Genomic DNA, 25,862 nt, shown 5'->3' on the forward strand with positions numbered 1-25,862 from the left:
AGGCCCGGGCGGCGCGTCGTCGCGCCCCGGGTGCCCGACCATGCTCTTCAATACGCGTAAAGTCCGTCCGGTCCTGCAGGACGAGGTGACGGAGTGCGGCCTGGCCTGCCTCGCGATGATCGCGTCGTGGCACGGGCGCGAAACGACGTTGCGCACGCTGCGCAACCGCTATCCGGTCCGGATCGATTCCGGGCTGTCGTTCTTCGACCTGATGGAGATCTCGAACGATCTCGGCCTGCGCGCGCGCGGCCTGCAGTTCGATGCGGGCGAGCTCGACGCGCTCAAGACGCCGTGCATCCTGCACTGGGGGATGAACCACTATGTCGTGCTGACGAAGGTCGGCTACGGCAGCGTGCACATCGTCGATCCCGCGCTCGGCGAATCGAAGCTGCCGCTCGCGCAGGCACTCACGCACATCACCGGCTATGCGCTCGAACTGAATCCGGACATCGGCTTCACGCGGGCGGGGCAGGCCGACCGGATCCGGTTGCGCGACTACCTCGAAGGGCTGACCGGCATCCGCAAGAGCCTCGCGATCGGCATCGCGGGCGGCGTCGCCGCGCAGCTCCTGCTGCTGCTCGGCCCGTCGTACGTGCAGCTGACGATCGACGAGGCGCTGAAGAAGACCGACGTCGACATCCTGTACCTGCTGACGATCCTGTTCGCGATCGTGTTCCTGTTCGACACGCTCTACGCGAACCTCGTGGGCAACATCAAGAGCTACCTGCGCAACATCGTGTCGCAGCAGTTGTCGGCGAACATGGTCGGGCACCTCGCACGGCTGCCGATCGGCTATTTCCTGTTCCACAACACCGGCGATTCGATCTCGCGCGTGTCGTCGGTGTCGGAGGTCGGGCGCTTTCTCGTCGATGGGCTGGTAGGCGGCCTGCTGAATATCGTCACCTGCACGCTGACGCTCGTGCTGATGCTGTACTACAGCCCGGTGCTGGCCGGCATCAGCCTCGCCGGGATGCTGCTGTTCGCGCTGAGCCGGCTCGCGATCCAGCCGCAGTTGCAGGATTCGATGTCGCAGATCCTCACGCGCGGCGCCGAGGCCGACGCGCTGCTGATCGAGAACATCCGCTCCGCGCATTCGATCAAGCTGCTGTCGGCCGAGACCGCGCGCAGCAGCCTGTGGGTGAACGCGTTCACGCAGAAGCTGCAGGCGATGCGCCAGCAGGAGCGGCTGCAGTTGCTGTTCGACGCGGTATCGAAAGGGATCGTGCACGTCGAGCAGCTCGTGATCGTCACGTACGGCGCGTGGCTCGTGATGCACGGCCAGAGCACGATCGGCGTGATCTACGCGTTCATCCAGTACAAGAACCTGTTCGCCGACAAGTTCATCGATTCGATCCAGCTCTACGTGCGCCGCAAGGTGCTGCAGGTGCATATGGACCGCGTCGCGGACGTGCTGCAGACCGAGACCGAGGAGCCTGCGCCGGATGCCGTCATGCGGCCGGTCGACGGTTTCGACGGCGCGCTGTCGATTCGCGCGCTGTCGTACACGCCGAAGGGCGGCAACCGCCCGATCCTGCGCGACATCGCGCTCGACGTGCCGGCCGGCGGCAAGATCGCGATCGTCGGCCGCACCGGCAGCGGCAAGACGACGCTGCTGAACCTGATCTGCGGGCTCGTGCGGCCCGAGCCCGGTACGCTGTTCGTCGGCGGCGTCGATCTCGCGGAAGTGAACCTGCGGCAGTACCGCAAGCATCTCGCCGCCGTCACGCAGTCCGACCAGCTGTTTCGCGGGACGATCCGCGACAACATCACGAACTTCGCGCCCGCGCCGCGGATCGGCGCGATGTTCGACGCGGCGAAGCTCGCGTGCATCCACGACGAGATCGAGCGGCTCGACCACCGTTACGACACGCCGCTCGGCGATACGCAGAAATTCCTGTCGGCCGGGCAGATGCAGCGCCTCCTGATCGCGCGGGCGCTGTATTGCGAGCCGCGCCTGCTGATCCTCGATGAATTTTCGTCGAACCTCGACCAGGCGACGACGCACGAGATCTGCCGCAACGTGCTGACGCTGCCATGCACGATCGTGCTCGTCACGCACGACGCGTCGATCCTGTCGATGGTCGACCGGATCTACGAGATGCAGGACGGTGTACTGACCGATGCGACCGACGCGTGGCGTTCGGCCGAGGAGAACCGGTGATGCTCGGACGACTCTTTCTGCTCAATCCGTTCTCGTATGCGTTCCTGGTGCGGCGCGCGGTGCGCGCCGTCGCGCTGCGCACGTCGCCCGCGCGCGGGCTGCGGCTGATGCGCTGGTGCTCGGGCGCATGCCTGCGCTGCTTTCCGTGCATTCGCGAGTCGATCGAGCGCGCGGTCGCATACATGCTGAGCGCGCACCTGAACGACGATCCGCGACGCGTGCGGGAAGTGTCGGCGGCGATCGTGCGGGAGCTGTTCGAGGCCGAGTTCGCGGGGCTCAAGCTGCGCACGCACAGCCTCGAATCGATGAAGTCGATGATCGACGCAATGGCGTGCGAAGGCGATGAGCAGTTGCAGGCGGCGCTCGCGCGCGGCGGCCCGCTGATGCTCGCGGGGCTGCACTTCGGCAACCTGATGCTGTTCGTCACGAAGCTGCGCTTCATGATTCCGGACGACCGCAAGCTGATGGTGATCCTGCACCGGGATGCACCGGGAGCGTTCTTCGACGATGCGCTGCGGCTCGTCGCCGAATACGGCGCAGGCGTTGTCGAGTTCATCGACATCGAGGAGCGTGTACACCTGCGGCGGCTGATCACGAGCCTGCGGCGCGAGGCGCCCGTGTTCCTGCTGTTCTCCGACCTGCACGGCAAGTTCGGCAAGACCAACCGCTGCCGGCTCGGCGGCCGCTGGGTGCGGATGGCCGGTGGCGGCGTGAAGCTCGCGGTCGAGCAGGGCATTCCGCTGCTCGTCGCCTATGCGACGGGCGTGCCGTTCCGCGATCGCTGCGCGGTGCATTTCACCGAGCTCGCGGCCAGCCCGATCGCGCCGATGCTCGGCGCGGACGACGACGCGACGCCCGTGCGCGCGACGCACCAGCGCATCGTCGACCGGCTCGAGCAGGCGCTCGTGCGCCAGCCCGAGCAGTGGCATTTCTGGGAACACTTCACGCCTTACCTGATGCCGACGCCGCTGCTCGATGCGGCCGCGCGGCGTCGCTCCTGACGAGCCGTCGCCATGCCGACCTGGAACTCCGCCCTCCGAGAACAGAAGCCGTCGCGCAAGCTCGCGCGCGGCACGACCTTCGGCACCGTGATTCACGGTGTCGTCGACGTGCCGGTGTCGATGCGGTTCTTCTGCTACCTGTCGCTCGCGATGTTCGCGATGTTCGTGATTGCGCTCGTCGAACTGAGCTACGCGAACACCGAGAGCGTGTCGGGGATGCTGACGCCGCGCTCGGGGCTGATCGGCGTCGGCGCGCCGCCGGGCTGGGCCGTGCGCGACGTCTACGTCGGCAAGGACCAGCACGTGAAGGCCGGCCAGCGGCTGCTGGCGGTGACGCGCGACACGAGCTTCGTGAGCCAGGCGAACAACGTGCAGGGGATGCGCGCGGCGCTCGACCGGCAGCGTGTCGAGGTAACGCAGCAGATCGACGCGGCGCGGCTCGAATACAAGTCGTCGGTGCAGCAGATCAACCAGCAGATCGCCGCGCAGGGCGAGAGCCGCGGGCTGATCGACCGGCAGATCCAGGACCAGAAGCGCATCGTCGACGAGTACGGCGAACGGCGCGCGCGCGTGAAGCAGCTGCTCGACGAACAGGTCGTGACGCTCGAGCAGTACAACCAGGTCAACACGCAGTACCTGCAGGCCGGGCAGGCGTACCAGGACCTGCTGCTGCGCCGCGCCGAGCTCGCGAAGAATGCGATGAAGCTGCGCGGCGACCTCGACACGATGCAGAGCAAGTACGACGGCGCGAACGCGGAACTGAAGATCAAGCAGGAGGAGCTGAACGCGAAGGAATACAACATCGACGAGAACGTGAACCAGGTGCTGTACGCGCCGGCCGACGGGCAGATCGTGCGGCTCGACGTCGTGCAGGGCGGCGTGATCGACCCGCCGGGCACGCGCGTCGTCGAGATCCTGCCCGCGACGGCCGACGGGCTGATCGCCGAGGTCTACATTCCGTCGTCGAAGGCCGGCTTCGTGAAGAAGGGGCAGGAAGTGAAGGTGGCGTACGGAAGCTATCCGGTCGAGAAGTTCGGTACCTATCGCGGCAAGGTGCTGTCGATCTCGCCCGTCGCGTTTTCCGCGAAGGAGCTGAACCTGCCGGGCGATGCCGCCACGCCGCAGACCTACTTCAAGACCTGGGTCGAGCTGGCCGACCGCACGCCGGCATTCGAAGGGCGGCCGCTGTCGCTGCGGGCCGGGATGATGCTGAAGGCCGACATCGTGCTGGAACGGCGCAGCCTGCTCGAATGGCTGTTCGAGCCGCTGTACCGCATCCGTCAACGCCTGTTCGGCGTGCCGGCCTGAGCCGATGGCGAGCCGGGACAAGGACCGCCGCCGCGCGCGGCCGGGCGCCGTGCGTCCGCTGTCGCGCTGGCTCGGCGCGACGCTGTTCGCATGCGCGGCCGCTGCGCATGGCGCACCGCAGCCGGACGGCAACGCCGAGCCGCGCTGGCAGGCCGGCGCCGACGGGATCGGCTTCTGGCCGGGCGGCGATGCGGACGGGTTCGATGCGAGCGCGTGGGCGACCGATGCGGGGCCGGCTCGCCGCGGGCGCGACGATTCGGTCGATGGGCCGCAGCCTGACGCCGTGCCGTTGACGGCGCGCAAGATCACGCTTGGCCAGCGACACAGCAGCGCGGGGCGCGCGTGCGCGGCAGTGCGCGACGATGGTACGGACGGTATCGGCTTCGACGACAACGGCGCAGCCGGCGGCTGCGATCCGGCCGCGACACGCGATGCAACGGCGGATGACGTACCGGCCGGCGGCGTCGTCCACGCCGACCGGATGCCGTACGAACTGCATCCGGTCGACCCGTCGCGGCTGCCCGATCTGCCGGCCGCCCAGGCGCCGCCATTGCTGACGCAACTGATGGGCGACGACCGCAACATGGTCGGCCTCGGCTGGCACTTCGTCGGCACGACCGGCCGATCGACGCCCGTGACCACGCACACGGACGCACTGGGGCTGAACAGCTTCCAGAACCAGGGTTCGAGCCTGTCGCTCAGCAATACGAACACGCTGGCGTTCACGTTGACCCACTTTTTCTCGGAGAACTGGGCGGCCGAACTCGGCGGGGGCATTCCGCCGGTGCTGACGCTGCGCGGGCACGGCAGCATCGCGTTGCCGCTCGACCGGATTTTTTCCGGCGTCCACGGGCGCTTGCCGCTGATCGATCTCGCGAACACGCAAAGCAATCCGCTCGCGACCACGCGCGCGTGGCTCGGGTCCGTCGTGTTCAAGTATTACCTCGGCGAGCGCGACGATCGTTTCCGCCCGTTCGCGGGCATCGGCATCAGCTATACGCGCTTCACGAACACGAACCTGAATCCGGTGTTCCAGCGCAAGCTCGCGTCGCTTGGCGGGCTGCTCGCGGCGGGCGCGGACATCGGCAGCCTGCAGTCGCTGCTGCTCGACCCGGCGCTGTTCCAGCGCATCTGGGATGCGGGCGGCGACCTGCTGCTGTCGGGGAAGACCAACGTGTCGGCAAAAGTGAAGAGCGTGTGGGAGCCGGTGTTCACTGTCGGCGCAAGCTACCAGATCACGCGCCAGTTCTGGATCACCGGCATGGTGACCTATATCCCGTTACGGACGAAGATTACGCTGGACATCGACCAGCCGAACCGGCAGCTCGCGTCGAACACGTTCGATATTTCCGCGAACCCCGTGCTGGCCAGCGTGCTGCTCGCGTTCCGCTTCTGACCGGCGCGCCGGCCCCTTTTTCATGAAATTGACGCGCGACACTGGGATAATGTCGGAGTTTGGCCGCGTCAATGATGGAAGGAGGCCCCATGGGCGACAACGATACCCGTACCGAGACCGACAACCGCACCGATATGGAATCGATGGAGGCGCGCCAGCGCCGTTTCGAGGAAGATCTGGTCGACGCCTACGACGAAGAACTCGAGATGGAGCTCGACGATCGCCGCTTCGACAGCGACGAGGACCTGCTGTTTTCGCCGGAGCGCCGCGAGGCGCGCAAGGCGTATTTCCGCGAGCTGTTCCGGCTGCAGGGCGAGCTCGTGAAGCTGCAGGACTGGGTCGTGAGCACGGGGCACCGGCTCGTCGTCATTTTCGAGGGGCGCGACGCGGCCGGCAAGGGCGGGGCGATCAAGCGCATCACGCAGCGGCTGAACCCGCGCGTCTGCCGCGTGGCGGCGCTGCCGGCGCCGAACAACCGCGAACGCACGCAATGGTATTTCCAGCGCTATGTCGCCCATCTGCCGGCCGGTGGCGAGATCGTGCTGTTCGACCGCAGCTGGTACAACCGCGCGGGCGTCGAGCGCGTGATGAACTTCTGTACCGACGAGGAATACGAGGAGTTTTTCCGTTCGGTGCCCGAGTTCGAGAAGATGCTGGTGCGCAGCGGGATCCAGATCGTCAAGTACTGGTTCTCGATCACCGATCACGAGCAGGAAGTGCGATTCCAGAGCCGGATCGAGGATCCGCTCAAGCAGTGGAAGCTGAGCCCGATGGATCTCGAGAGCCGCCGCCGCTGGGAAGCCTACACGGCCGCAAAAGAAGAGATGCTGCAGCGCACGCACATTCCGGAAGCGCCGTGGTGGGTCGTGCAGGCCGTCGACAAGAAGCGCGCGCGGTTGAACTGCATTCACCACCTGCTGCAGCAGGTGCCGTATCACGAGGTGCCGCACGCACCGATCGACCTGCCGCCGCGCGAGCATCACGAGGATTACATCCGCCGGCCGACGCCGGACGACATGATCGTGCCGGATACTTACTGAGCGGCCAGGGCGGATTCGATCCGATGAAGGGGCGCGCCGTGCAACGCGGCGCGCGTTACTCCCGGATCAGGAACGCGGTGCGGTCGCGCCCGGTGATCCATGCGGGTGCGCGGCCGCGCCCGCTCCATGTCGCGCCGGTTGCCGGGTCGCGATACTTTACGCCGACGGTGAACAGCTTCGCGCGATCGCTGTAACCCTGCCCGAAGATTTCCCGCGCGGTCAGCGCGTAGCTCGTGACGATCTCGCGTACCTGCGCCAGCACCGCATTGCGTTCGCGGCTCCGTGCCGCCCTGATGCGCCGATCGAGTTCCGCAAGCTGGGCTTGCAGTGTCTGCACTTGATGCATGCGTCCGTTATCCCGTAGCTGAGTTTTGATTATTGGCGACGCGTGTCGAACCGCATGTCGGCACGCCTGGCCCTGGCGTGCCGCCTCGGCCGGTGGCGTGCGTGCTGCCTGGGCTGGCCGAGGGTAAAACGCATGCAGCGCGTGTCGCCGGGAACCCGGTGAGATTAAGTGGCGGCGCGCGATTTTTCTATCGGACTTATCTGATTTTTCGGCGGAATTTGCCGGCAGTCGGGATGACGGGGCGGGCGGATGCCGGTCGTCACAGATCGGGAAAGCCGGATCGCCCTTGCGTCAGGTCGAACAACTCGGTTCGCGCATTCGCGTCGGCGGTCTCGGGCAGCTTGATCACGAGCTTGACCGTCATCCCGTACGCGCTGTCCACCAGTTCATAACCCGCCTGTTCGATCCAGCGGCGCACGCGCGCTTCCTCGGGATAGCCGATTTCGATCGCGAGCCGTGTGTAGCGGATGCGTTCGATGCGCTCGGCATCGAGCAGCGCCGACGCGATGGCATCCGTGTATGCGCGCACCAGCCCGCCCGCGCCGAGCTTCACGCCACCGTAGTAACGCACGACCGCGCCGAGCACGCCGTCGAGATCGTGATGGCGCAGCACTTCGAGAATCGGGCGGCCCGCCGTGCCCGACGGCTCGCCGTCGTCCGACATGCCCGACTGGCCGCCCGCCAGCAGTGCCCAGCATACGTGGGTGGCAGCCGGATGCTCGTCGCGCAGGCGTTGCAGCGCCTGCATCGCGGCGTCGCGGTCGTCGACGGGAATCGCGTACGCGATGAAGCGGCTCTTGCGGATCTCGAGTTCCCGGATGTAGGTGGTGGCGAGCGAGTACATCATGCGTCGCGACGGGGAAAGTGTAAGGAAATCAAGATGATGGTGGCGTGTCGGTTCTGTTGATGCTCACCCGGGCAGGCGTTGGTCGGCTGCAAGGGCGGGATGAAGACCGAATTTTACCGTGGCGCGCATCGAAGCATTTCGATGCGATCAGAATCCGACCCGGGCGATGTGCCGGATACATCGAGACGAAACGCACCGATGTGAATGGTGCGATGGTGGCGAATATGCCGTCGCCCGTGATGGCGAACACGGGATGCCCGGCGATGTGCGGCGTTTGCCGGATGCGCCGCTCGGGAGCGGATGTTGAGCGCGAGAATCATCAACTGTTGATTGCAGGATGTAAAGCGAACTGCGGGTCACGTATTCGGATGTTCGAATAAAAAATACCCGTCTCGATCCGGTATTGCGCATCTCTCGATAACCGGGTCGTCCAAGGCTGCGTGCTAGTATCGCGCGATTCCTTCCGGAAACTGCGGCGAGTGATTGATCGTGAAAGCGAAGACGCGATTCAAGACGATATCCATATTGATGGCTCCTGTCGTTGTACTCGCCATCGCAGGCTATGCGTGGTTCAAGCGATCCAGTCAGGCTCCGATCACGTTCCCGAGTCCCCCCTCCCAAACTCAGGCAGAGGCGTTTGCACGTCAGGACGCATTGCGCTATACGACCGACGAAGTTTGCGACGATTATCGTAACTGGCCTGTCGTCTACGATTTCGACGCGCCTGTGTACACCGAGACCAAATATACGCTGGCGTTGATGGAGGCGTTGGCCGATGTTGGATTCGTCACCAGGACGGTTGTACAGAACAGGAATGCCGGGCCGGTTCAGTTCTATCCACACGAAAAGCGGATTTACGACATTGCTCCGCAAGCGAAGCCGTATGTGCGCGAACAGCGCAATCAAGCCGGTACATCCGGGGCCGCTGGGTCGTCGAAGGCCCTGTGCTTTGGCCGCTATGTGTACGATAGCTTCACGTCGCTCGAGGCGGATTTTTTTGTCGGCGATTCGTCGGACCGGTCGAGGATCAACGGCAGCGTTTACAAAGATCTTGAGGGTGCGTACAGGACGGATGTCAGGTATTCGATACGGGCTGCGCAGGGATTCGAGGATTGGGCAAATTCCATCGATATGCAGTTGCACGGACACAAGGTCCGTAACGAGGCCGAATCTTATCCGTTTCGCCAGCTCGGCGATATGATGATTTGGGGCACCGGGCTGGAAAAGTATGTATCGCTGCAATACAGCGAAGGCAAATGGAAATTTGCCCCGAAATCCTGATTGAGGTGGCAATGCGCGATACCCGGTGGCGGTTCGTCCCCCGTATTCAGACATGGATCGGCATGTTGTATTCGGCGTTGGTGTTGACGTGCCCGATCCATGCCAACGCATCCGTGGATCGATGTGGCTGGCTGGATCTGTCGAGGAATTCGTCGAAGAACAATGCAATCGAGTTTCACGACAGCGAGCGGATCTGGATGGTCGACAGGGAGGCCGGGCAATGGCCGGTCATTCGTCAGTCGGACATGTATCCGAATACGACGAAGTCGAGTACGTATTCGTCGGTTCACGAAGAGGACTATCTGACATGCGCGTGCATGGTATTCGCGTCCGTTGACGATGGCGACGTGACGAAAATGAGCCGGGCACGCCTCATTCCGATCGATCGCTGTCTGCGCGACAAGAATTTATGGCAGCCGCCGAATTAGCGGGTGGCGGCTATTCAGTGGTCGTGGCCCGATGACGGTTGCCGTGACGTGGCGGATCCGGGGCTGACATGAAGCGCGTACAGTTCGGAAATGCTGACCGCCTTGCGGCTGCCGTGTTCCGCCGAGCCTTCTGTCGTCCACAGGAACGGATAGAAGTGGAAGCATTGATCCGTCGTCAGATGCAGGACATCAGCTTGCCAGCCTGGCCAGCGCAAGCTTGCATAGAAGTCATGCAGCTTCTCGCTGAGCGACCACCGCACGAAGTCGCTATACCCGATCTCGAGGGGCTCCCATCTCAAGGTGTCGGGTGCAAAGTAATACACCGAACCCGTGTCTTCCCCGAGTGCGCCGCCGTTCAACGCGAAGAAGCCGCCGACGGCATCGTCAGCGATCAATAGAAAACCGGAGGATCGCCCGGTGTTCCAGCCGACGATGTCTCTGAGCAGCCTGGGATGGCCTGAGCCAAGCAGACGAAGGTAGCCGCCTGCCACCAGTATGCCGCCGGTCGAATAGGCGATTGCCCCCAGGGTCGATCGGGTGGATACCTGAAGTGCTGACAGAACTTCGCCACGCCGATCGGATGCGGGCAGTATTTCGCAAGGGTGACAGGCTGCTGCCGCCCACTCGATCAAAGTCGGGAGCGCGGACTCGCGTTCGTTTATCAGTTCGTCCAGCGGGCGCATGTTTTTCTCCGGGGCGTTCAAGCGCAACCTCACCGCACGCCGACCGACGACCGCAGCGCCGCGCCCAGCGTGCGCAGCGCCTGCCGGGCCCGCGCATCGGTCAGGTTCGAGTAGAGCACCACGTCGCGCGTCGGCAATGGCGGCAGCCCGAATCGCGTCCCCACGTCGACCGACCCGACGGGCGCCACGCGATGCCCGAGCGCGGCGACGGCCAGCCCCGCGGACACCGCCGCGCCGATCGTCGCCACGCCGCCGCCGACGAACACTTCCGTCCACGCGACACCGGCTTCGTCCAGCGCGCCGACCGCCATGCGGCGCACGCTGCACGGCTCGGCCTGCGTCGCGAGCCGCAGCGGTTGCGGCGGATGGTACTCGAAATCGGTCGCGGCCATCCAGCCGAACGACTCCGACAGCAGCGTTTCACCGTCGAGCCGCCGGCTGTCGTGCTGCAGCGCGACGGCGGCGTCGAGCTGGCCGCGGTCGAACGCATCGAGCACGTCGCGCGACGCGGCAACCCGGATCTCCAGCACGAGCCCCGGTTCCGCTTCGCTCATGCGTTGAAGCAGCATCGGCAGATCGGCGCCGACGACATGATGGCTCACGCCGATCACCAGCCGCCGCTGGCCGGCGCCGAACGCACCGACCGCACCCTGGTGAGCCGCCACGAGTTCGCGCGCGGGTTCCAGGAACGCGGTGCCGTCGGCCGACAGGCGAACCTGCCGCGGCGTGCGCTCCAGCAGGCGGCGGCCGAGGCCGTCTTCCAGCCGTTTGATCTTCAGGCTCACCGCGGACTGCGTGGTGTCCATCGCCTCGGCGGCCCGCGTGAAGCTCTTGAGGTCGGCGGTCAGCACGAATGCCTGCACGGCTTCGATGTCGAGCGTTTTCATCGTGCACTCATCCATTGTAAAAATGAATCATTGAAATATTCTGCCATCGTCTTTTCAAATGATTCAAGGTCTTCTACGCTGTTCTCGAGCCGTTCGGAATCTCCCCTTTCAATCCCAGGAGTCGATCATGCTGACCGCGTACTACGTGCACCGCCTGCCGGCGGACTACGACCTCGACATCATCCGCAATCGCGTGCGCGAGCGCGGCAGGCTCTGGGACGACACGCCGGACCTGGTATTCAAGGGGTTCCTGCTGCGCGAGGCGGGCCGCTATGGTGCGACGGAAAACGGCTATGCGTCGCTTTATCTGTGGCGCAATGAACGGGCGTTCGCGGGGTTCGTCACGGACGGCCGCTACCGGGTCGTGACGGACAGCTTCGGACGCGCACCGATCGACGTGCAGGTCGCGCTCGATGCGCGCAAGGGCCGTGCGTCGACGGGACGCTTCGTGCGGCTGGAAGCCATCGACCTGCCGGCGGATGCCGACCTCGACGCGACGCTGGCAAAGGAGATCGCGCGCAATCGCGAAGCGGCGGATCGGCAGGGTACGGTCGCGGCAGCGGTCAGCCTCGATCCGCTGCGCTGGCGGCTGACGCGTGTACTCGTATCGGAACACGAACCGGACGGCGGCGGCGCGGGCACGGTGTACCAGGTCCTGCATCTGGCCCGGCCGTTGCTCGATACGCTCGAAGGGAGCGGGGTGTGATGGCCGGCGTTGCGGCGCGATCGCGAGCCGGGCCGGCAGATGGAGCGAGCGGCGCGGCATCGACGCGATTGCCGGCCGGTCTGGTGATCGCCGCGCATCTGGCCGGAATGGCGGCGGGGATCGTCGCGATTGCCGCGCTCGCGACGTTGCTGGCGTTGCTGTTCCGGTAAGGTTTGCCAGTGCGGACGGGGGATTACGGAAGCGCCGCGCACGACGCACGCGGCGCTTCCGTTCTTCCACTACCGCTCAGTGCCCCTGCAACCGGATATCCCGCGACGACGCACCGACGTACACCGTCCCGCCCGGCACCACGCGCCAGCCGTTACGCGACGTATCCCACACGCTCTGCATCCGCGGCGACACGGTGACACGTACACGCCGCGCCTCGCCCGGATTCAGCCGGATCTTCTCCCAGCCGACCAGACGCTTCGGCGGTTCGTCCTTGTACGGTACGCCGAGATAGACCTGCGGCGTTTCCGCGCCGGCGACGCGCCCGTCGTTGCGCACCGTGAATGCGACGCTCAGCGACCCGTCCCATTGCTTCGACACCGACAGCCCCGAATACGCGAAGTGCGTGTACGACAGCCCGTAGCCGAACTCGAACATCGGCTTGATGTTGTGCGCGTCATACCAGCGATAGCCCATGTTCAGCTTTTCCGCATAGACGGGATCGTTGTCGAACGCACCGTTTTGCCCCCAGGCCGGCGAATCCTGATCGCGCGCGGGGAACGTGACGGGCAGCTTGCCGGACGGATTGACCGCGCCGAACAGCACGTTCGCGATCGCCTTGCCGCCGGCTTCGCCCGGATACCACGCCTCGACGATCGCGGATACCTGGTCCTTCCACGGCATCAGCACCGGGTTGCCGCTCTGGACGACGACGATCGTGTGCGGATTCGCGCGGGCGACGGCTTCGACGAGCGCATCCTGGTTCGACGGGTTCGCGAGGCTCAGGCTCTGCAGATCGCCGAAATCCTCGCCGGCCGGCTGCGCGACCACGACGATCGCGACGTCCGAACGGCCCGCGAGTGCCGCGGCCTGGTCGATCTCCTGCTGCGTGTAGGCGCGGAACGGCAACTGCTGGTCGCTGTTGCCCGCATACGTGACCTGCGCGGCCGGCGCGAGCGCGCGGATCGCCGCGACGATGGGCACGTCGACCTTCAGCCACGGATTGCGCCACCAGCTGCATCCGGTCGATGACCCGAAGGTGAGGCCGCCGCAGCCCGCGAACGATCCCGATACGGGGTCGCGCGTGTTGCCCGAGCCGCCGCCCGACAACACGGCCGCATCGGCATGGCCGCCGATCACGGCGATATGCGACAGCGCCGACGCGGCAAGCGGCAACTGGTTGCCGTCGTTCTTCAGCAGCACGATCGACTGCTCGGAAGCGGCCTGCGCGAACCGGTTCGCAGCCGCGAAATCGATCGTGCCGCCACCCTTGGCCGGATCGTCCATCACGCCCACGCGGATCATCACCGCGAGCTTGCGCCGCACCATGTCGTCGAGTCGTGCAGTCGACACCGAGCCGTTCGCGATGGCCTGCTTGACGGCCGCCGGCGTCAGGTACACGGATGGCCCGACGTCTTCTTCCTCGTCGAGCCCCGCGTTGATCGCGGCGGCGGTGCTGTGCGTGGCGCCCCAGTCGGATTGCACCTGGCCCTGGAAGCCCCATTCGTTCTTCAGCACGTCGTTCAGCAGGTGAGGGTTCTCACAGGCATACGCGCCGTTCAGGCGGTTGTAGCTGCACATCACGCTGCCGGGCCGCCCGCGCTTCGCGGCGATCTCGAACGGCAGCAGGTAGAGCTCGCGCAGCGTGCGCTCGTCGATCTGCGTGTTGCCGCCCATCCGGCCGTGCTCCTGTTCGTTGCCGGCATAGTGCTTGATGGTCGCGATGACTTTCTGCCGCTGCGTGGCGAGCGTGCGTTCGGCGAGCAGGTCGCCGGCGAGCAGCGGATCCTCGCCGAGATACTCGAACAGGCGGCCGCCACGCGGCTCGCGCGCGAGATTGGTGCCGCCGGCGAGACCCATGCCGAATCCTTGCGCGCGCAACTGGATCGCAACCTGCTTGCCGTAGTCGTACGACAGGCGGCGATCCCAGCTCGCGGCGACGGCGATCGTCGCGGGGAACGTCGTGCTGGCCTGCGACGTGCTGCCGGACCCCGTCGCGGAATCGACCATGTTCAGGTCGGGAATGCCGAGCCGCGGCACGCCCTGGATGTAGCCGGCGCCGCCGCCAGGCACCTTCGACATTTCGTATTGCGAATGAATGAACTGAAGTTTTTCGTCGAGCGTCATCTTGCGCACGAGCAGGTCCGCGCGCCGAACCGATGCGGCCGACGCGAACGCATCGGTGGCGTCGCCCTGCGCGTTGAAATCGGCGTCGCCCGCGTAGGCGGTGGTGCAGAGGGTTGCTGCCAGCACGACGGCCGGCCAGAGGGTGTCTCGCATGTTGTTCTCCATGATCGTATTGCCGGTTGTGCGGATGATGTCTGGAGCTGCGCACGTCCGGTGGATTCGCACTGGACGTATTCGGCTGGCACTGCAGGGTGGGGGCGCGTCGGCATGCCAGGCCAGGCGGGGAATCGTTACGGCCGGTTGGGCCCGATCGGTGCACGCGGACGGCGACGCACGGGCCGCCCGACGCTGCCGAATCGGATGTAGCGATTCTCTGCAGCGGCTAATAGTATGGATGTAGTTTGACTACAGCATCGGTGTTTATACCGATATGTCGGATCTTTCTTCGGCACGGTCGCGCGATGCGACGGAAAGGCGGTCATCGTTCCCGATTGAGGGCGTGTGTCGGGGTAAGAAGTACCTGGGAGCAGCGTTTTTGCGGGGAAACAGGGCGACGCGTGTTCCGGTTCGTTGCGTGCGCATCGAACCGGGCTTCGGTCATTTCGCGCACTGTTTGTCGGGAGTGCCGCTTCTATTCTGCAACGGGCGCGTACGAACAATCGTGCTCGCTCATTCCCATCAGATTTCCCCATTTTTTGACTTCTTTGCATCGCGATTGAATTGCGACGATACGGAGCGCCTGAATGACAGCAGAATTTCCGGCCACATATGTTGTGGGCACCGCTACGGGCCTGACGGCACGCCCGCTTCTGCAGGAACGGGTCGATCTCCCGATGAGCGTGAGGCGGTTCTGGCCAATGGCTTCGTCGGCACGAGTTCGACGCCGAGTGTGACCGGTGTCAGCAAACTGACGGCGAACTATGCGTTGCCGACGACGCTGACGAACCTGATGGGGGGCATAGACGGTCAGTCGGTCAAGATCGTCGCGACCAACGGGAACTGCACGGTTGCGGACAACGCGAACCTTCAGACGACGACGGGGGCCAATGTCGTCATGGCAACCGGCCAGGTTCTGACCTTCACGTTCGACGCTGAATAAATGGTGTGGCGGTTGACGGGGTTGCCACAGCGACGTTGTGACACGGCTCTCCACGGCACGGCGCACAGATCGGTGCGCATTTTTTGCAACGACGGATCCGGCGAACACGCTCGCGGGTGCCTGGCGCCGGTTTCGGGCGGTGTGGTCAGCGGGGTGGCGGTGTGATCCACGGCGCTCGGTCGGATGTTTGTATGAAGATAGGTTTTCGGTGGGGTTGCTCACATACACACGGCGCCAGACGGTGTCCAATCAAGCATCAGTGCGTGAACAACCCGGCCGGAGCACGACCGGCAGGGTTGCGTCGGCCGACAGGATGTCAACGACTACACAAACAGGGATGACCGAGGCGGAGGCGCACACGGCGCCGACCAGGCGACTCGGCGAATACGTGCGCAAGCGCAGATTGCGCTGCACATCCAGGCGTATCGCAGCAAGCGTGTCTATCTCGACGGTGAAGTGCGCTCGCCCGGGTCGCAGATCGTCGACGACATGCCGATGACGCTGCCCGAAGCGATCGATCGCGCACGCGGCTTCACGACCGCGGCCGATCGATCGCAAGTCATGGTGACGCGCGGCGGCAAGACGGTGAACGTGAGCTTGCCGGCGATGATTGCGGCAGGCGTGTATCCGTCCAACATCCTGCTGTGCGACGGCGATCGATCTGGTGCGTGTGCGTGCGACGAGCGATGCGAAGGTGTTCGTGCCGGGCGAAGTGCCCCGTTCGGCGACACTTACCTTGACCGACGGACGATGAATCCCGGTGAATCGCTTGGCCACATGGGCGGCGTTGGATACACGGCGGATCAGTGCGGGGCGCGCGGGTCCGGCAGCCGAGCGGAAGTCTGCACATCGACCGGCGAGCGTCAGCATCGTTCGCCCGTGCCGAGCGGTCGGTTGGGGCAACCGTGCACGATCGGCGGCAAACCTTGCGTGGCAGTGGCGCCGCAAGTCCGGGAAGGCGCGTTGTGCAAATGTAATGTGGCGTACGAAATATGTCGGGATTGAGTGGCCTAATCGTCGATATTCGAGCAGGCCGCCGTGTCTGGCCTGCCAAGCTGATTCGGGGGTAAGGAGCGGAAATGTAACGTCATCCGACCAAAAAAATTACCAAGACCAATCTCAACCCAGAGGCGCTTGCCGGTCCGGCGATCCTCGACAGGCACTCGCCGGACCCGGTCGGGCATGCGGGTGTTTTCACATACAGGTTTTTTCGTGGGAACCCAAATCGATACGCAAGGACGGAGCCGGTTACGGGGAGTCGGCTCGCATCGTCGCAACGTCAGTCGTTCCCGATTTGCTTTATGCGGCCGAGCGTACATGCAGCCTCGTTTCGGCTGCGAGATGAAATTCACCCGGACGCACGTGCAGTCGTTTCCGGTACCAGGATGCGTGCTTCGCGGCATGCGACAGGCATCCAGCAACGCATCGGGCCATCAGGTGTACAGCGCAAGGACCGGATCATGACACCCATTCAGTTCAACGGATGTGTCGGCTGGTTTCACGCAGGCAATCGCCCGCATGGCATCGTGATTTGCGAGCCGCTCGGTCACGAGGCGCTCTGGCTTCACAAACTCGTTCGCTCGCTCGCCGAGCATCTCGCCGATCGCGGCTTTCCGGTGCTGCGATTCCACTATCCGGCGAGCGGCGACTCGCTGGGCGACGAACACGACGCTGGCCGCTTCGAGCAGATGCTCGCAAGCGTTCGGCATGCCGTTGATGCGTTGCACGAGCGTGTCGCGTCGGACACGCTGACACTCGTCGGTGTGCGCGCCGGTGCAGCATTGGGGCTCCTCGCCGCGGAAGGCATCCCCGGAATCACGCGCTTCGTCGCGCTGGCGCCAGTGGTGCGCGGCCGCGGCTACCTGCGCGAGCTTTCTCTCGTCGCTCAACGCTGGCTCGATAACGTGCCGCCGGCCGTGCGGGATGCGGTTCGAGAGGAACGGCCTCTCCAGGTGCTCGGGCACGCGTATCCCGATGATCTCGTCGCGGCACTCCGAGGCATCAACCTGTGCGAGTCTGCGGGACGATTTCACGCATTGCCGGCGCGCGCGTTGCTCGTCGATGCGCCGTACGGCGACGGTCCTGCGCTGTCGGACGCGCTACAGGCACGTGGTGTTTCGGTAGATGTGCGGACCTGCCCCGACTGGGGCGGCATCATGAGGGAGCCGGTCTGGTCGCGGCTACCCGACGGATTGCTCGATACGATCGCGGACTGGATCGACGACGGTTCCGAGGCGGCCGTTCGCGTTTCCGTGAGGGATTCCGAGTCAGCCGTGACGCTGGCCGGGGAGGGCAGTATCGAACGGTTGATCTCCGTGGGGCCGGGGCGATTGGTCGGTGTGCTGTGCGAACCGGCCGGCAGCACCAGACGCGCTGCCGCGCCGACCCTGTTGATTACCAATACGGCGGCCAATCCGCATGTCGCCGACGGTCGGTTTGCGGTTCGACTGGCGCGGTCGCTCGCGGCATCGGGTATCAGCAGCCTGCGCATCGATTCGAGTGGCATTGGCGACAGCGGCCTGCGTGCGAGAGACGATCAGTCGGACATTCCGTATTCGGATCAGGTGATCGTCGATATCGCGTCCGCAGCCGACTGGCTGAAGGCGCACGGGCATCGCGAGATCGTTGCATTCGGTATTTGCTCTGGAGCGTACGCGTCGCTTCATGCGGCCGCGCGCGAGCATTTCGCCGGCGTGATTGCGGTCAATCTTCCGGTTTTCATATGGCCGCGCGGACAAACGCTCGCGAATGCCGTAAATAACCAGACAAATTCGATGCGCGGCTATTGGGCGTCGCTGCGCAGCCGCCACAAGCTGCGTCGGCTGATACTCGAAGGGCGTGATCTGCGACCGGTCCTGCGTGCCCTGTTCCGTTTGGTCGCGGGCGTCATGACCGTGCCCGTCAATCGTGTCGGCGAGCATCTCGGCCGGCGGCCGGGTAACGAGACGCCTCGGGGATTGCTGCGTGACATGTCGGCTCGCGGCGTCCGTACCCATCTCGTCTACGGCACATTTGATTCGGGCGTCGACGAGCTCGTCCGGAATTTCGGCCCCGCATCCCGTGCGTTCTCGCATTGGCCGAATGTATCCGTCGACATGCAGGACGCGCTCGACCATTCGTTGCACGGCAACGCCGCTGCGCAGTACGTCGTCACCCGTTGCGCTGCGCTGCTTGCCTGCTGGTACGCGCCGGCCGAATTCGCGGTACCCGCGCAACCGGAGCACGCGCCTTCATAACGTTCGAGCAGACGTCGCACGCAGGCCTGACCGGGTGGCGTCGCGGCGTCTCCCCCGTGCGAGTGTCTCGGGAGCGCGGCACCGGGAGTCGGTCGGTGGCGGTTTTGCCAAAGTCTCCCGCTAACGTAACCGGACGAACAGATCCGCCGCTTCGGTCACCGTATCCTGACAGTGTCGAATTTTCATGGGGTTGCCTGTTCGCAAGCGCCATGGCGACTCCGTCGAGGAATGACAATGAAGCAAGCGTGCCGGGAACATCGAAAGTGGAATAGGCGTTACCGCCAGCGGGAAACGGACTATCTTGCGCATGCGGCACGGGATGACGCCGGTGCGCGAAACGAGCGCGCGAAAATCGGGCCCGGTCATGCCGGCGATGACGTGGCATCGCACTCGCGACATTGCATCCACCGAGGTCGATCGTGATGCGTGTGCTGGTGATCAACGACTTCGTTCGCAAGGGGGGGGCCGAGGAAGTGTACCGGGTGTCCGTCGACGTGCTTCGTGCCAGCAACGGCGTTGTGGTCGAAACTTTCGACGAGCATGCATTGCGGGATGTCGAAAGCGGCGGACGCGCACGTGCGTGGTCGCCTGCCGCTGCGCGTGCGCTCGTCACGCTGCTCGATCGGTTTCGCCCGCAACGAATCCTTGTGCACAATTACCACAACCTGCTGTCGAGCGCGATTCTGCCCGTGCTCGCTCGCTACAAGCGGCAATCGGCATGTGGTCTGTTCATGACCGCGCACGATTACCATCTGTTGTTCTACAACCCGAGCCTGCTTGTCTATTCCCGCGGCCACGCGCAACCGTTGTCGATTGACCAACTGCATCGCGCCCGGCGCATTGCTCTTACGGCGAGCCCGCGCGGCTTTCTTCACGACGTCGCGAAGAAGGTGCATTGGCATGCGGTCAATGCGCTTTTCGATCCGCTTGGCCTGTTTGACGAGATCCTTTGTCCGAGTCCGTTCATGCGCGACCTCATTGCGCAGTGTGGGCGAACACGCGCCACACTGGTACCGAATCCGATCGACTCGACGCTGGTTCCCCGTCCGCCCAAACCCGTCCGGGGCGATCGCCTCGATCTGGCGTTCGTTGGTCGCGTGGACGCGGACAAGGGCCTTGGTCAGTTTCTCGCGCTCATGAGCGAATCGGCCGGCGACGCGATTGCGTCGCTGACTGTCTACGGCGACGGATCGGAGCGGACCGGCCTGGAGAAACAACACGCGACACTCGTCGAGTCGGGGAGGCTGCGTTTCGCCGGGCGCCTCGATCATGCAACGTTGTTCGCCGCGCTACCCACGCATGATGCCCTCGTGTTGCCCTCGATCTGGGTGGAAAATGCGCCCCTCGTGATCGTCGAGGCGGCGATGCTCGGGCTGCCGGCGCTCGTGCACGACATCGGAAGCCTATCGACCTTTGGTGACGAGATCGGCAACAAGATTCTCTACCGGAACACGTCCGAAGGCTTCGCGCGCGCGCTCGCCGAACTGCGCGCGCATCTCGATAGCGAAAATCGTCACTACGACTGGTCGCGTTATTCGGTCGAATGCTACGCGTCGTCGCTGTGTGCCGTACTCGGCATCGGTACGGATGTACCGCGAACGTGGGCACATTGACAGTCGGCATACTGTTTCCTCTCAGCCCAGAACGCACGATGACCGCTGTCCGAAAAAATTTTGCCTTGTTGTTCGCATTGCAAATCTCGACGTACGTCGTGCCGCTCGTCACGTTGCCCCTGCTGACGCGCGTGCTCGGCCCCCAGCAATACGGACGGTTGTCGTTCGTGCTGGCGGTTACGACGTATTTCATCAATCTTGCCAATTACAGCTTCGACCTGACAGCGACGCCGCGTGTCGCGCTGGCGGACGGCAGGGTGGAGCGATCCCGAATTTTCTGGGCAACGGTTTGCGCCCAATGGGCGATCACGGTCGCCGGCTTTGCCGTCCTCTTCATTCTGACTCTGCTCATCCCGCATTTCGCGGCAGAACGCACGGCCCTGCTGACCGGGTTCGGGATGGCGGTCGGTGCCGCGCTTACGCCGGGCTGGTACTTTCAGGGAATCCAGAAGTTGAGCGTCTACAGTGCCACGGTGGTCGTGTACCGTGCATGCAGTGTCGTTGCCTTCTTCATGTGGGTGCGCACGCCGGACGATCTCCTGCATGCGGTTGCCATCAACGCTGCGGTGCCGTTGCTTTGCGGGGTGACGTTGCTTGCCTACCTGTTCTTCCGTCGCGAGATCGAACGTGTCGGCGTGAGGTTCGCGGACATCGCAGCCGCCCTGAAAGGCGGTTCGCAGGTATTTCTGGCGTCGACGTCGATCTCGTTCTACGCATCGACCAATACCGTTCTGCTGAGTATCGTCTCGGGTAGTGTCGCCGCCGGCTATTTTTCCGCTGGTGACAAGCTGATCCGGGCCGCAGTCGGTCTGCTGCAACCGCTGAGAGCCGCGACCTATCCGCACGTTACGTACCTGATGCATCACGCACGTGACGATGCGTTTGCATTCTTGCGAAAGCTGATCGTTCTGCAGGGCGCGGGGGTGCTGGCAATGTCGGCAACGATCTACGCCTGCGCGCCGTTCATCGTTCGTATCCTGTACGGCAGCTCGTTTGCGCCGACGGTCGGCGTGCTGCGTTGGCTGGCGCTGGTGCCGTTCATGGCATGTATGACTGATTTGTTCGGCGTTCAAACGATGTTGCCGATGGGCATGAAGCGCGCCTTCAGCGTCATCCTGATCTCGTCCGGCGTGTTGAACGTGACACTGCTGCCGCCGCTTGCCATGCTGTTCGCGGAGCGCGGGGCGGCTATCGCGGTGTTGATCGCCGAAACGGCCGTCGCCATCGCGCTCGCGTATGTACTCTGTCGCGACCGGGTCGGTCTGATCAATCTGTCGGCGCGTTCGGGCTGATGCGATTCACGCGCCGTCCGCTCGGCGGCGGTGGCAGCGGCAGCGTGATGCGTCGGACTCGCCATCCTTCCACGCTGCTGCCGTGGTGCGATGCGAGTCGACGAGCGCCGCCGTTTGCGTCCTTCCGATATGCCGATTACTTGGTGACAAGCGCCCCGGTCAACCCCGCGCTGATCGCCGGCAGCAACAGGTTCAGCACGCGGCTCGCGCGGACCAGTCCTGTGTTGTCGACATACACGATATCCTTCGATGCGAGTGGAAACTGATTTGCGAGCAGCATCGAGACGGGCGACTTCATGTCGAGGTGAAAGATGACCGGCTCGCTGTCGGCGGCCTTGCGCAGCACGAAAACCTGTTTGGCGTTCGACGTCTGCTGGTTGAGCTGGCCGGCCTCCGAAAGAGCCGCACTCAATGTGAGCGAGCCGTCGCGTTGGGGCGGCACGGCCTGTGGCTTGTTCACTTCACCCATGACATAGACGGGATTGTCGTCGCGAGCACCCACATGCAACAGGTCGCCTGGCTGCAGCATGATCGTGGCGGGACTCTTGCCAGTCTTCGTCATCTGCGCGACATTCACCGGATAGATCTCGCCGTTGCGCGTGACCGTCACGCGACTCTGATCCGCGGTCGGCGCAAAGCCGCCCGCACGATTGACCGCTTCGGCCAGTGTCATCGGAATGTCGTTGATCGTCTGCGAACCGGGGGCGCGTACTTCGCCGTCTACATACACTTGTTCGGCACGGAACGATGCCACGCGAACGGTCACTTGCGGTTTGACAAACACCTTCCTGAGTTCGGCATCGAGTTCCCGCTGGACCTGTGCCGCGGTCTTTCCGGCCGCGCGGATCGGTCGCGTCACGTAGGGAAACTGCACGTTGCCGTCGCTATCGACAACGAAACCGGGTGCTGCGTCAGAGGGCTTCGTGTTCTGCGTTGGCTGGCCGACAGCGGCAGCGAATTCGGGGTGATCCCAAACCGTGATTTGCAACACGTCACCCGGGCCAAGCTTGTAGGCACTCGGCTTGCCGAGCAAATTGCTCGGAATCGACCACGCGGTACGGTGCTTCTGCTCCGTGTGAATCTGGTTGATCAGCGTCAGATCGATCTGCTTGACCGCGACCTTCATGTCGCTGGTCACGTCGCCATTGTCGGCGGTCGTGACCGGCAAGGCAGCCGGCTCTGCCATGTGCTGGCCGGGCGCGAACGCACACGCGGAAAGCAGGGTGGACATCGCCAGGGAGAGCGCGGCGCGCATTCGACGCGCTGCGGGGGCGTTCTTTTTCAGCGCGAGCGCATCGAATAGCTGGGAGTTGTTCATATCGTCATTCAGCATGGTAAGCCGGCCGATCTGCCGGCCGGATAGGCCTGTATTCAGAAACAATTTAAATAAATTTAATACTCGCCGTGCCTTCTGGGTTGGAAGATTTTTCACCTCGACACCCCGATGTCAATGGTTCTGTGTCGCCTCGTTTGATAACGATCGTCAAAACGAGGTGGCGCGATGAATGATATGAAAGGACATGTTCACGTCTTATGTCTGATTGCGCCATCGAGCCACAGTATTGTCATGGGTCGCCGGAAGCGGAAACAATGCGCACTTAACATAGCACGAGACAGGGTGGCAACCCAGTGATTCGCACCACCAGTGCTTATTAATGTAAGCCATCGCACTTAGCGTACCGGGCATTTATCGCATAGTGGCCGGGACAAACAGAATCATTGACGCTCCTGGCGCAACGGTTCAGTGACGTACTTTTTGCCGACCTGCGGTCGGATACAGGGCAGGCGCTCGGGATGGCGCGACCTGGTACGCGTCGCGCGGCACGCATGACCAAGAGTACGCGCCGCAACGTGAAGCCTGGCAAGGCGGCATTTTGGGAGTTTATGCATGGCACTGGATCGAACCTCGCCTAATGGGTACCGGGACGGAACGGGAAATATTTCTCGCGACGCGTTCCGTTTTACACTGGCCGAATTACTAGAGAATGTATTTCATTATCGGGGCGCGTTTATTTCGGTTTTTCTGGCGTGTCTGCTGTTGGCATTCATGTATGCTATTTCGGCGACGCCGATTTACTCGGTTGATACGCTGATACAGGTCCAGGAAAACAAGCATAGCGCGCTGGGTTCGCTCTCCGAGATTTCGAATGCGCTGGATATTCAGAATTCTGCCGTAGTCGGCGAAATCGATATCGCTCGCTCGCGCACGGTCGTCACGCAGGCGATCGAGGCAACCGCCGCGCAGGCGGAAGTTTCAGTCAGTAACCGGATTCCGCTCGTGGCGGGTTTTCTGGGTTCGGTCTTGTCGAAAGACGCGAATGGTCTCGTCATCCCGCTGTTCAATACCCCGTTCTGGGCGTGGGGCGGCGAACGAATCGAATTCAACAAATTCGACGTCCCGGATGCGCAGCTTGGCAAGAAGCTGGAGTTCGATTATCTCGAAGGCGACCGATTCCTGTTGAAGGACAGCGATGGTCAGGAGGTGTTGAAGGGGGTAATCGGCACGCCGAGCGAAGGTAACGGTTATCGCGTGGATGTGTCGCGGATCGTGGCGCGCGCCGGTACGGAGTTCCGTGTACGGCGGGTTGCCACGCCCGTGCGACTCGACGCCATCCTGACCAAGTTGAGCGGGGCGGAAACGAAACGCCAGTCGGGCATCATGCAGCTCAATCTCGAGGATCCCGATCCGGTGTTTGCTGCGCGACTACTCAACGCCATTGCAGCGGCTTATCTGGATGTCAACGCGAAACGGCGTTCAGAGGATGCCGAGCGCAGCCAGGCATTCCTCGATGCGCAACTGCCGGCCGTGAAGGTGCGGCTGGAGCAGGCGGAGCAGGCGCTGAACACGTTCCGCAACGCGCAAGGGTCGATCGATTCGCAAGGCGATGTCAGGCTGCTCATTGACCAATTGGCGCTTGTCGACAAGGCGCGGCTCGAAGCCAAGCTCGAGTATCAGGACCTGTCATCCAAGTATGTTGCCGGACAGCCCCAGCTCGCGGCCGTCGTCAACAAGCTGAAGACGCTCGATCAACAATCGACCGAATTGAAAAGCAAAGTGGCGCACTTGCCGTCGCAGCAGCAGACCTATTTGCGGTTGGCGAGAGACGTCGAAGTCAATAACCAGCTGTATGTCGGCTTGCTGAACAACACGCAGCAGTTGCAGATTGCGAAAGCAGGCACGGTCGGCAATGCGTCGATCATCGACAAGGCCGACGTGAGCGACAAGCCGATTCGACCGAAGCGAATGCTCGTGATCGTGTTGGGCGCGGTGGTCGGGCTGATACTGGGCATTGCCGTGGCACAAGGCTTGGCGTTGTTTTTCAGGCGTGTTCGTGATCCGAAACATCTGGAATCGATGGTCGGCGTCCCGCTGCTGGGCGTACTCCCGTCATCGCCGCAACAGATCGAGGCCGACTTGAACGACAGGTCGGCTTTCATGGCCGTGAGGGAGCACCCTGATACGCCGCTCGCCGAAGCGATCGCAGATCTGGCCATGTTGCTGCATTGCAAGATGTCCACCGATCGAGGCAGCGGGAAGACCGTTCTGATTACGTCTCCCGAGCCGGGGCAGGGCAAGTCTATGATCTCCGCCAATCTTGCCTGTGTGTTGGCGGACAGCGGTTTCAAGACCTTGCTCGTGCGTGCCAATGCGGGCCAGGCGAGCATTGAGCGATGCTTGCCGGTGCAATACGAGCAGTCTTTGTCGGAAGTGCTGCACGGATCGCTCGATCTCGAGAAGGCGATCTCGCGCGTTCATGACAATCTGGACGTGCTGCCCGCCGGAAAAGGGGGCAAGCCTTCGCGGAACCTGTACGGCACCGAGAAGCTGGAGGTGCTGTTCGCTTCACTGCGAGGTGCATACGACGTGATCATCATGGATGCGCCATTGGCCCATCCGGCCGCAAACGTCGCCATGTTGTCGAGGTTCGCCGACATCACGTTGATGGTGGTGCGGCAAGGTTCGGTCAGCTACGCCGGCGTGGCGGAAGCGATCGAGAACCTGAAGAAGTTCGGAGCCGATGTGGATGGCCTGGTGTTCAATGGCTTCGAGCCGTCACCGTTTCACTACGGCTATTCCGCGAACGCTCGTCGACATGCGAAGGAAACCCGGACGCAGGCCAATCCTCGCCATGTCCCGTCCGATGCATTTTTGTTCAGGGCATGGGCGCGAGTAAGAAAGGAGTTGTTCAGAAGCGTTGCGTGATATCGATTGGCGCGGAGCGTGGCAAATGAATAGTCGGGC

Annotated in this window: 21 protein-coding genes and 1 pseudogene; 16 read left to right on the forward strand and 6 right to left on the reverse strand. The window is 63.6% G+C overall.

What is annotated here, in order from left to right; all coding sequences use genetic code 11:
• Positions 1-40: 40 nt before the first annotated feature.
• From G3N64_RS06365 to ppk2, 5 genes are all read left to right on the forward strand, one after another.
• A complete protein-coding gene (locus G3N64_RS06365) occupies positions 41-2,161 on the forward strand; it encodes a peptidase domain-containing ABC transporter (RefSeq protein ID WP_205782870.1) in 2,121 nt (706 codons plus the stop codon).
• Positions 2,158-3,162: a hypothetical protein gene (locus G3N64_RS06370; RefSeq protein ID WP_205782871.1), complete on the forward strand. Its 1,005-nt coding sequence runs from the start codon at positions 2,158-2,160 to the stop codon at positions 3,160-3,162. Before G3N64_RS06365 ends, G3N64_RS06370 begins: the two co-directional genes overlap by 4 nt.
• Positions 3,163-3,174: 12 nt before the next feature.
• Complete coding sequence (locus G3N64_RS06375; RefSeq protein ID WP_205782872.1) at positions 3,175-4,470, forward strand: HlyD family efflux transporter periplasmic adaptor subunit; 1,296 nt, start codon at positions 3,175-3,177, stop codon at positions 4,468-4,470.
• A 4-nt stretch (positions 4,471-4,474) separates the two neighbouring features.
• Positions 4,475-5,866, forward strand: coding sequence for an OmpW family protein (locus G3N64_RS06380; RefSeq protein ID WP_205782873.1), 1,392 nt, complete (start codon positions 4,475-4,477; stop codon positions 5,864-5,866).
• 89 nt (positions 5,867-5,955) lie between these two features.
• Positions 5,956-6,906 carry a polyphosphate kinase 2 gene (ppk2, locus tag G3N64_RS06385; RefSeq protein ID WP_205782874.1) on the forward strand — a complete coding sequence of 317 codons (951 nt, stop codon included), beginning with the start codon at positions 5,956-5,958 and terminating at the stop codon, positions 6,904-6,906.
• A gap of 55 nt (positions 6,907-6,961) precedes the next feature.
• Here the strand turns inward: ppk2 and G3N64_RS06390 are convergent, their stop codons facing one another.
• Complete coding sequence (locus G3N64_RS06390; RefSeq protein WP_205782875.1) at positions 6,962-7,252, reverse strand: H-NS histone family protein; 291 nt, start codon at positions 7,250-7,252, stop codon at positions 6,962-6,964.
• A 259-nt stretch (positions 7,253-7,511) separates the two neighbouring features.
• Positions 7,512-8,099 (reverse strand): YigZ family protein, encoded by a 588-nt coding sequence (locus G3N64_RS06395; RefSeq protein ID WP_205782876.1) that lies wholly within the window; start codon positions 8,097-8,099, stop codon positions 7,512-7,514.
• A 44-nt stretch (positions 8,100-8,143) separates the two neighbouring features.
• Here G3N64_RS06395 and G3N64_RS06400 point away from each other — a divergent pair, with 44 nt between their 5' ends.
• The 3 genes from G3N64_RS06400 to G3N64_RS06410 all read left to right on the forward strand — a co-directional run bounded on the left by G3N64_RS06400 (position 8,144) and on the right by G3N64_RS06410 (position 9,808).
• Positions 8,144-8,479 (forward strand): hypothetical protein, encoded by a 336-nt coding sequence (locus G3N64_RS06400; RefSeq protein ID WP_205782877.1) that lies wholly within the window; start codon positions 8,144-8,146, stop codon positions 8,477-8,479.
• 109 nt (positions 8,480-8,588) lie between these two features.
• On the forward strand, positions 8,589-9,380 hold the full coding sequence (locus tag G3N64_RS06405; RefSeq protein ID WP_205782878.1) for a hypothetical protein: 792 nt from the start codon (positions 8,589-8,591) through the stop codon (positions 9,378-9,380).
• Positions 9,381-9,391: 11 nt separating this feature from the next.
• The gene (locus G3N64_RS06410) at positions 9,392-9,808 is read left to right on the forward strand and encodes a DUF4087 domain-containing protein (RefSeq protein WP_205782879.1); all 417 of its coding nucleotides are present in this window, start codon (positions 9,392-9,394) and stop codon (positions 9,806-9,808) included.
• Positions 9,809-9,822: 14 nt separating this feature from the next.
• Here G3N64_RS06410 and G3N64_RS06415 read toward each other — a convergent pair whose 3' ends face one another.
• Together G3N64_RS06415 and G3N64_RS06420 are read right to left on the reverse strand one after the other, a co-directional pair.
• Entirely contained in the window at positions 9,823-10,491 is a 669-nt protein-coding gene (locus tag G3N64_RS06415) for a DUF2625 domain-containing protein (protein ID WP_205782880.1), read from the reverse strand.
• A gap of 29 nt (positions 10,492-10,520) precedes the next feature.
• Complete coding sequence (locus tag G3N64_RS06420) at positions 10,521-11,378, reverse strand: LysR family transcriptional regulator (protein WP_205782881.1); 858 nt, start codon at positions 11,376-11,378, stop codon at positions 10,521-10,523.
• Between the two features lie 127 nt (positions 11,379-11,505).
• Here G3N64_RS06420 and G3N64_RS06425 point away from each other — a divergent pair, with 127 nt between their 5' ends.
• Both G3N64_RS06425 and G3N64_RS06430 read left to right on the forward strand, forming a co-directional pair.
• Complete coding sequence (locus G3N64_RS06425) at positions 11,506-12,084, forward strand: DUF4865 family protein (RefSeq protein ID WP_205782882.1); 579 nt, start codon at positions 11,506-11,508, stop codon at positions 12,082-12,084.
• Complete coding sequence (locus G3N64_RS06430) at positions 12,084-12,254, forward strand: hypothetical protein (protein WP_205782883.1); 171 nt, start codon at positions 12,084-12,086, stop codon at positions 12,252-12,254. Before G3N64_RS06425 ends, G3N64_RS06430 begins: the two co-directional genes overlap by 1 nt.
• Positions 12,255-12,330: 76 nt before the next feature.
• Here the strand turns inward: G3N64_RS06430 and G3N64_RS06435 are convergent, their stop codons facing one another.
• Entirely contained in the window at positions 12,331-14,532 is a 2,202-nt protein-coding gene (locus G3N64_RS06435) for a glycoside hydrolase family 3 C-terminal domain-containing protein (RefSeq protein ID WP_205782884.1), read from the reverse strand.
• Between the two features lie 508 nt (positions 14,533-15,040).
• Here G3N64_RS06435 and G3N64_RS39645 point away from each other — a divergent pair.
• From G3N64_RS39645 to G3N64_RS06460, 5 genes and pseudogenes are all read left to right on the forward strand, one after another.
• The gene (locus tag G3N64_RS39645; protein ID WP_241020805.1) at positions 15,041-15,478 is read left to right on the forward strand and encodes a hypothetical protein; all 438 of its coding nucleotides are present in this window, start codon (positions 15,041-15,043) and stop codon (positions 15,476-15,478) included.
• Between the two features lie 334 nt (positions 15,479-15,812).
• Positions 15,813-16,368: pseudogene (locus G3N64_RS06445) on the forward strand (SLBB domain-containing protein); the annotation flags it as partial.
• Between the two features lie 570 nt (positions 16,369-16,938).
• On the forward strand, positions 16,939-18,714 hold the full coding sequence (locus tag G3N64_RS06450) for an alpha/beta hydrolase (protein WP_205782885.1): 1,776 nt from the start codon (positions 16,939-16,941) through the stop codon (positions 18,712-18,714).
• Positions 18,715-19,136: 422 nt separating this feature from the next.
• Complete coding sequence (locus G3N64_RS06455; RefSeq protein WP_205782902.1) at positions 19,137-20,327, forward strand: glycosyltransferase; 1,191 nt, start codon at positions 19,137-19,139, stop codon at positions 20,325-20,327.
• Between the two features lie 38 nt (positions 20,328-20,365).
• Complete coding sequence (locus tag G3N64_RS06460; RefSeq protein ID WP_205782886.1) at positions 20,366-21,619, forward strand: flippase; 1,254 nt, start codon at positions 20,366-20,368, stop codon at positions 21,617-21,619.
• 136 nt (positions 21,620-21,755) lie between these two features.
• On the opposite strand, the gene G3N64_RS06465 is transcribed toward G3N64_RS06460, so the two are convergent.
• Positions 21,756-22,937 carry a polysaccharide biosynthesis/export family protein gene (locus G3N64_RS06465; protein ID WP_205782887.1) on the reverse strand — a complete coding sequence of 394 codons (1,182 nt, stop codon included), beginning with the start codon at positions 22,935-22,937 and terminating at the stop codon, positions 21,756-21,758.
• A gap of 570 nt (positions 22,938-23,507) precedes the next feature.
• On the opposite strand from G3N64_RS06465, the gene G3N64_RS06470 reads away from it, so the two are divergent.
• Positions 23,508-25,823, forward strand: a complete 2,316-nt coding sequence (locus G3N64_RS06470; RefSeq protein ID WP_205782888.1) for a GNVR domain-containing protein — start codon at positions 23,508-23,510, stop codon at positions 25,821-25,823.
• Positions 25,824-25,862: the final 39 nt, after the last annotated feature.

Source organism: Burkholderia sp. Ac-20344 (assembly GCF_017104975.1).
GTDB lineage: Bacteria > Pseudomonadota > Gammaproteobacteria > Burkholderiales > Burkholderiaceae > Burkholderia.

Excerpts from the sequence above, each read along its gene's own strand:
- G3N64_RS06380 (WP_205782873.1), top strand. The coding sequence starts at position 4,475 with ATGGCGAGCCGGGACAAGGACCGCCGCCGCGCGCGGCCGGGCGCCGTG.
- G3N64_RS06465 (WP_205782887.1), bottom strand. The coding sequence starts at position 22,937 with ATGAACAACTCCCAGCTATTCGATGCGCTCGCGCTGAAAAAGAACGCC.
- G3N64_RS06425 (WP_205782882.1), top strand. The coding sequence starts at position 11,506 with ATGCTGACCGCGTACTACGTGCACCGCCTGCCGGCGGACTACGACCTC.
- G3N64_RS06430 (WP_205782883.1), top strand. The coding sequence starts at position 12,084 with ATGGCCGGCGTTGCGGCGCGATCGCGAGCCGGGCCGGCAGATGGAGCG.
- G3N64_RS06415 (WP_205782880.1), bottom strand. The coding sequence starts at position 10,491 with ATGCGCCCGCTGGACGAACTGATAAACGAACGCGAGTCCGCGCTCCCG.
- G3N64_RS06470 (WP_205782888.1), top strand. The coding sequence starts at position 23,508 with ATGGCACTGGATCGAACCTCGCCTAATGGGTACCGGGACGGAACGGGA.
- G3N64_RS06375 (WP_205782872.1), top strand. The coding sequence starts at position 3,175 with ATGCCGACCTGGAACTCCGCCCTCCGAGAACAGAAGCCGTCGCGCAAG.
- G3N64_RS06435 (WP_205782884.1), bottom strand. The coding sequence starts at position 14,532 with ATGCGAGACACCCTCTGGCCGGCCGTCGTGCTGGCAGCAACCCTCTGC.
- G3N64_RS06460 (WP_205782886.1), top strand. The coding sequence starts at position 20,366 with ATGACCGCTGTCCGAAAAAATTTTGCCTTGTTGTTCGCATTGCAAATC.
- G3N64_RS06420 (WP_205782881.1), bottom strand. The coding sequence starts at position 11,378 with ATGAAAACGCTCGACATCGAAGCCGTGCAGGCATTCGTGCTGACCGCC.
- G3N64_RS06455 (WP_205782902.1), top strand. The coding sequence starts at position 19,137 with ATGCGTGTGCTGGTGATCAACGACTTCGTTCGCAAGGGGGGGGCCGAG.
- G3N64_RS06395 (WP_205782876.1), bottom strand. The coding sequence starts at position 8,099 with ATGATGTACTCGCTCGCCACCACCTACATCCGGGAACTCGAGATCCGC.
- G3N64_RS06410 (WP_205782879.1), top strand. The coding sequence starts at position 9,392 with ATGCGCGATACCCGGTGGCGGTTCGTCCCCCGTATTCAGACATGGATC.
- ppk2 (WP_205782874.1), top strand. The coding sequence starts at position 5,956 with ATGGGCGACAACGATACCCGTACCGAGACCGACAACCGCACCGATATG.
- G3N64_RS06390 (WP_205782875.1), bottom strand. The coding sequence starts at position 7,252 with ATGCATCAAGTGCAGACACTGCAAGCCCAGCTTGCGGAACTCGATCGG.
- G3N64_RS06365 (WP_205782870.1), top strand. The coding sequence starts at position 41 with ATGCTCTTCAATACGCGTAAAGTCCGTCCGGTCCTGCAGGACGAGGTG.
- G3N64_RS06450 (WP_205782885.1), top strand. The coding sequence starts at position 16,939 with ATGACACCCATTCAGTTCAACGGATGTGTCGGCTGGTTTCACGCAGGC.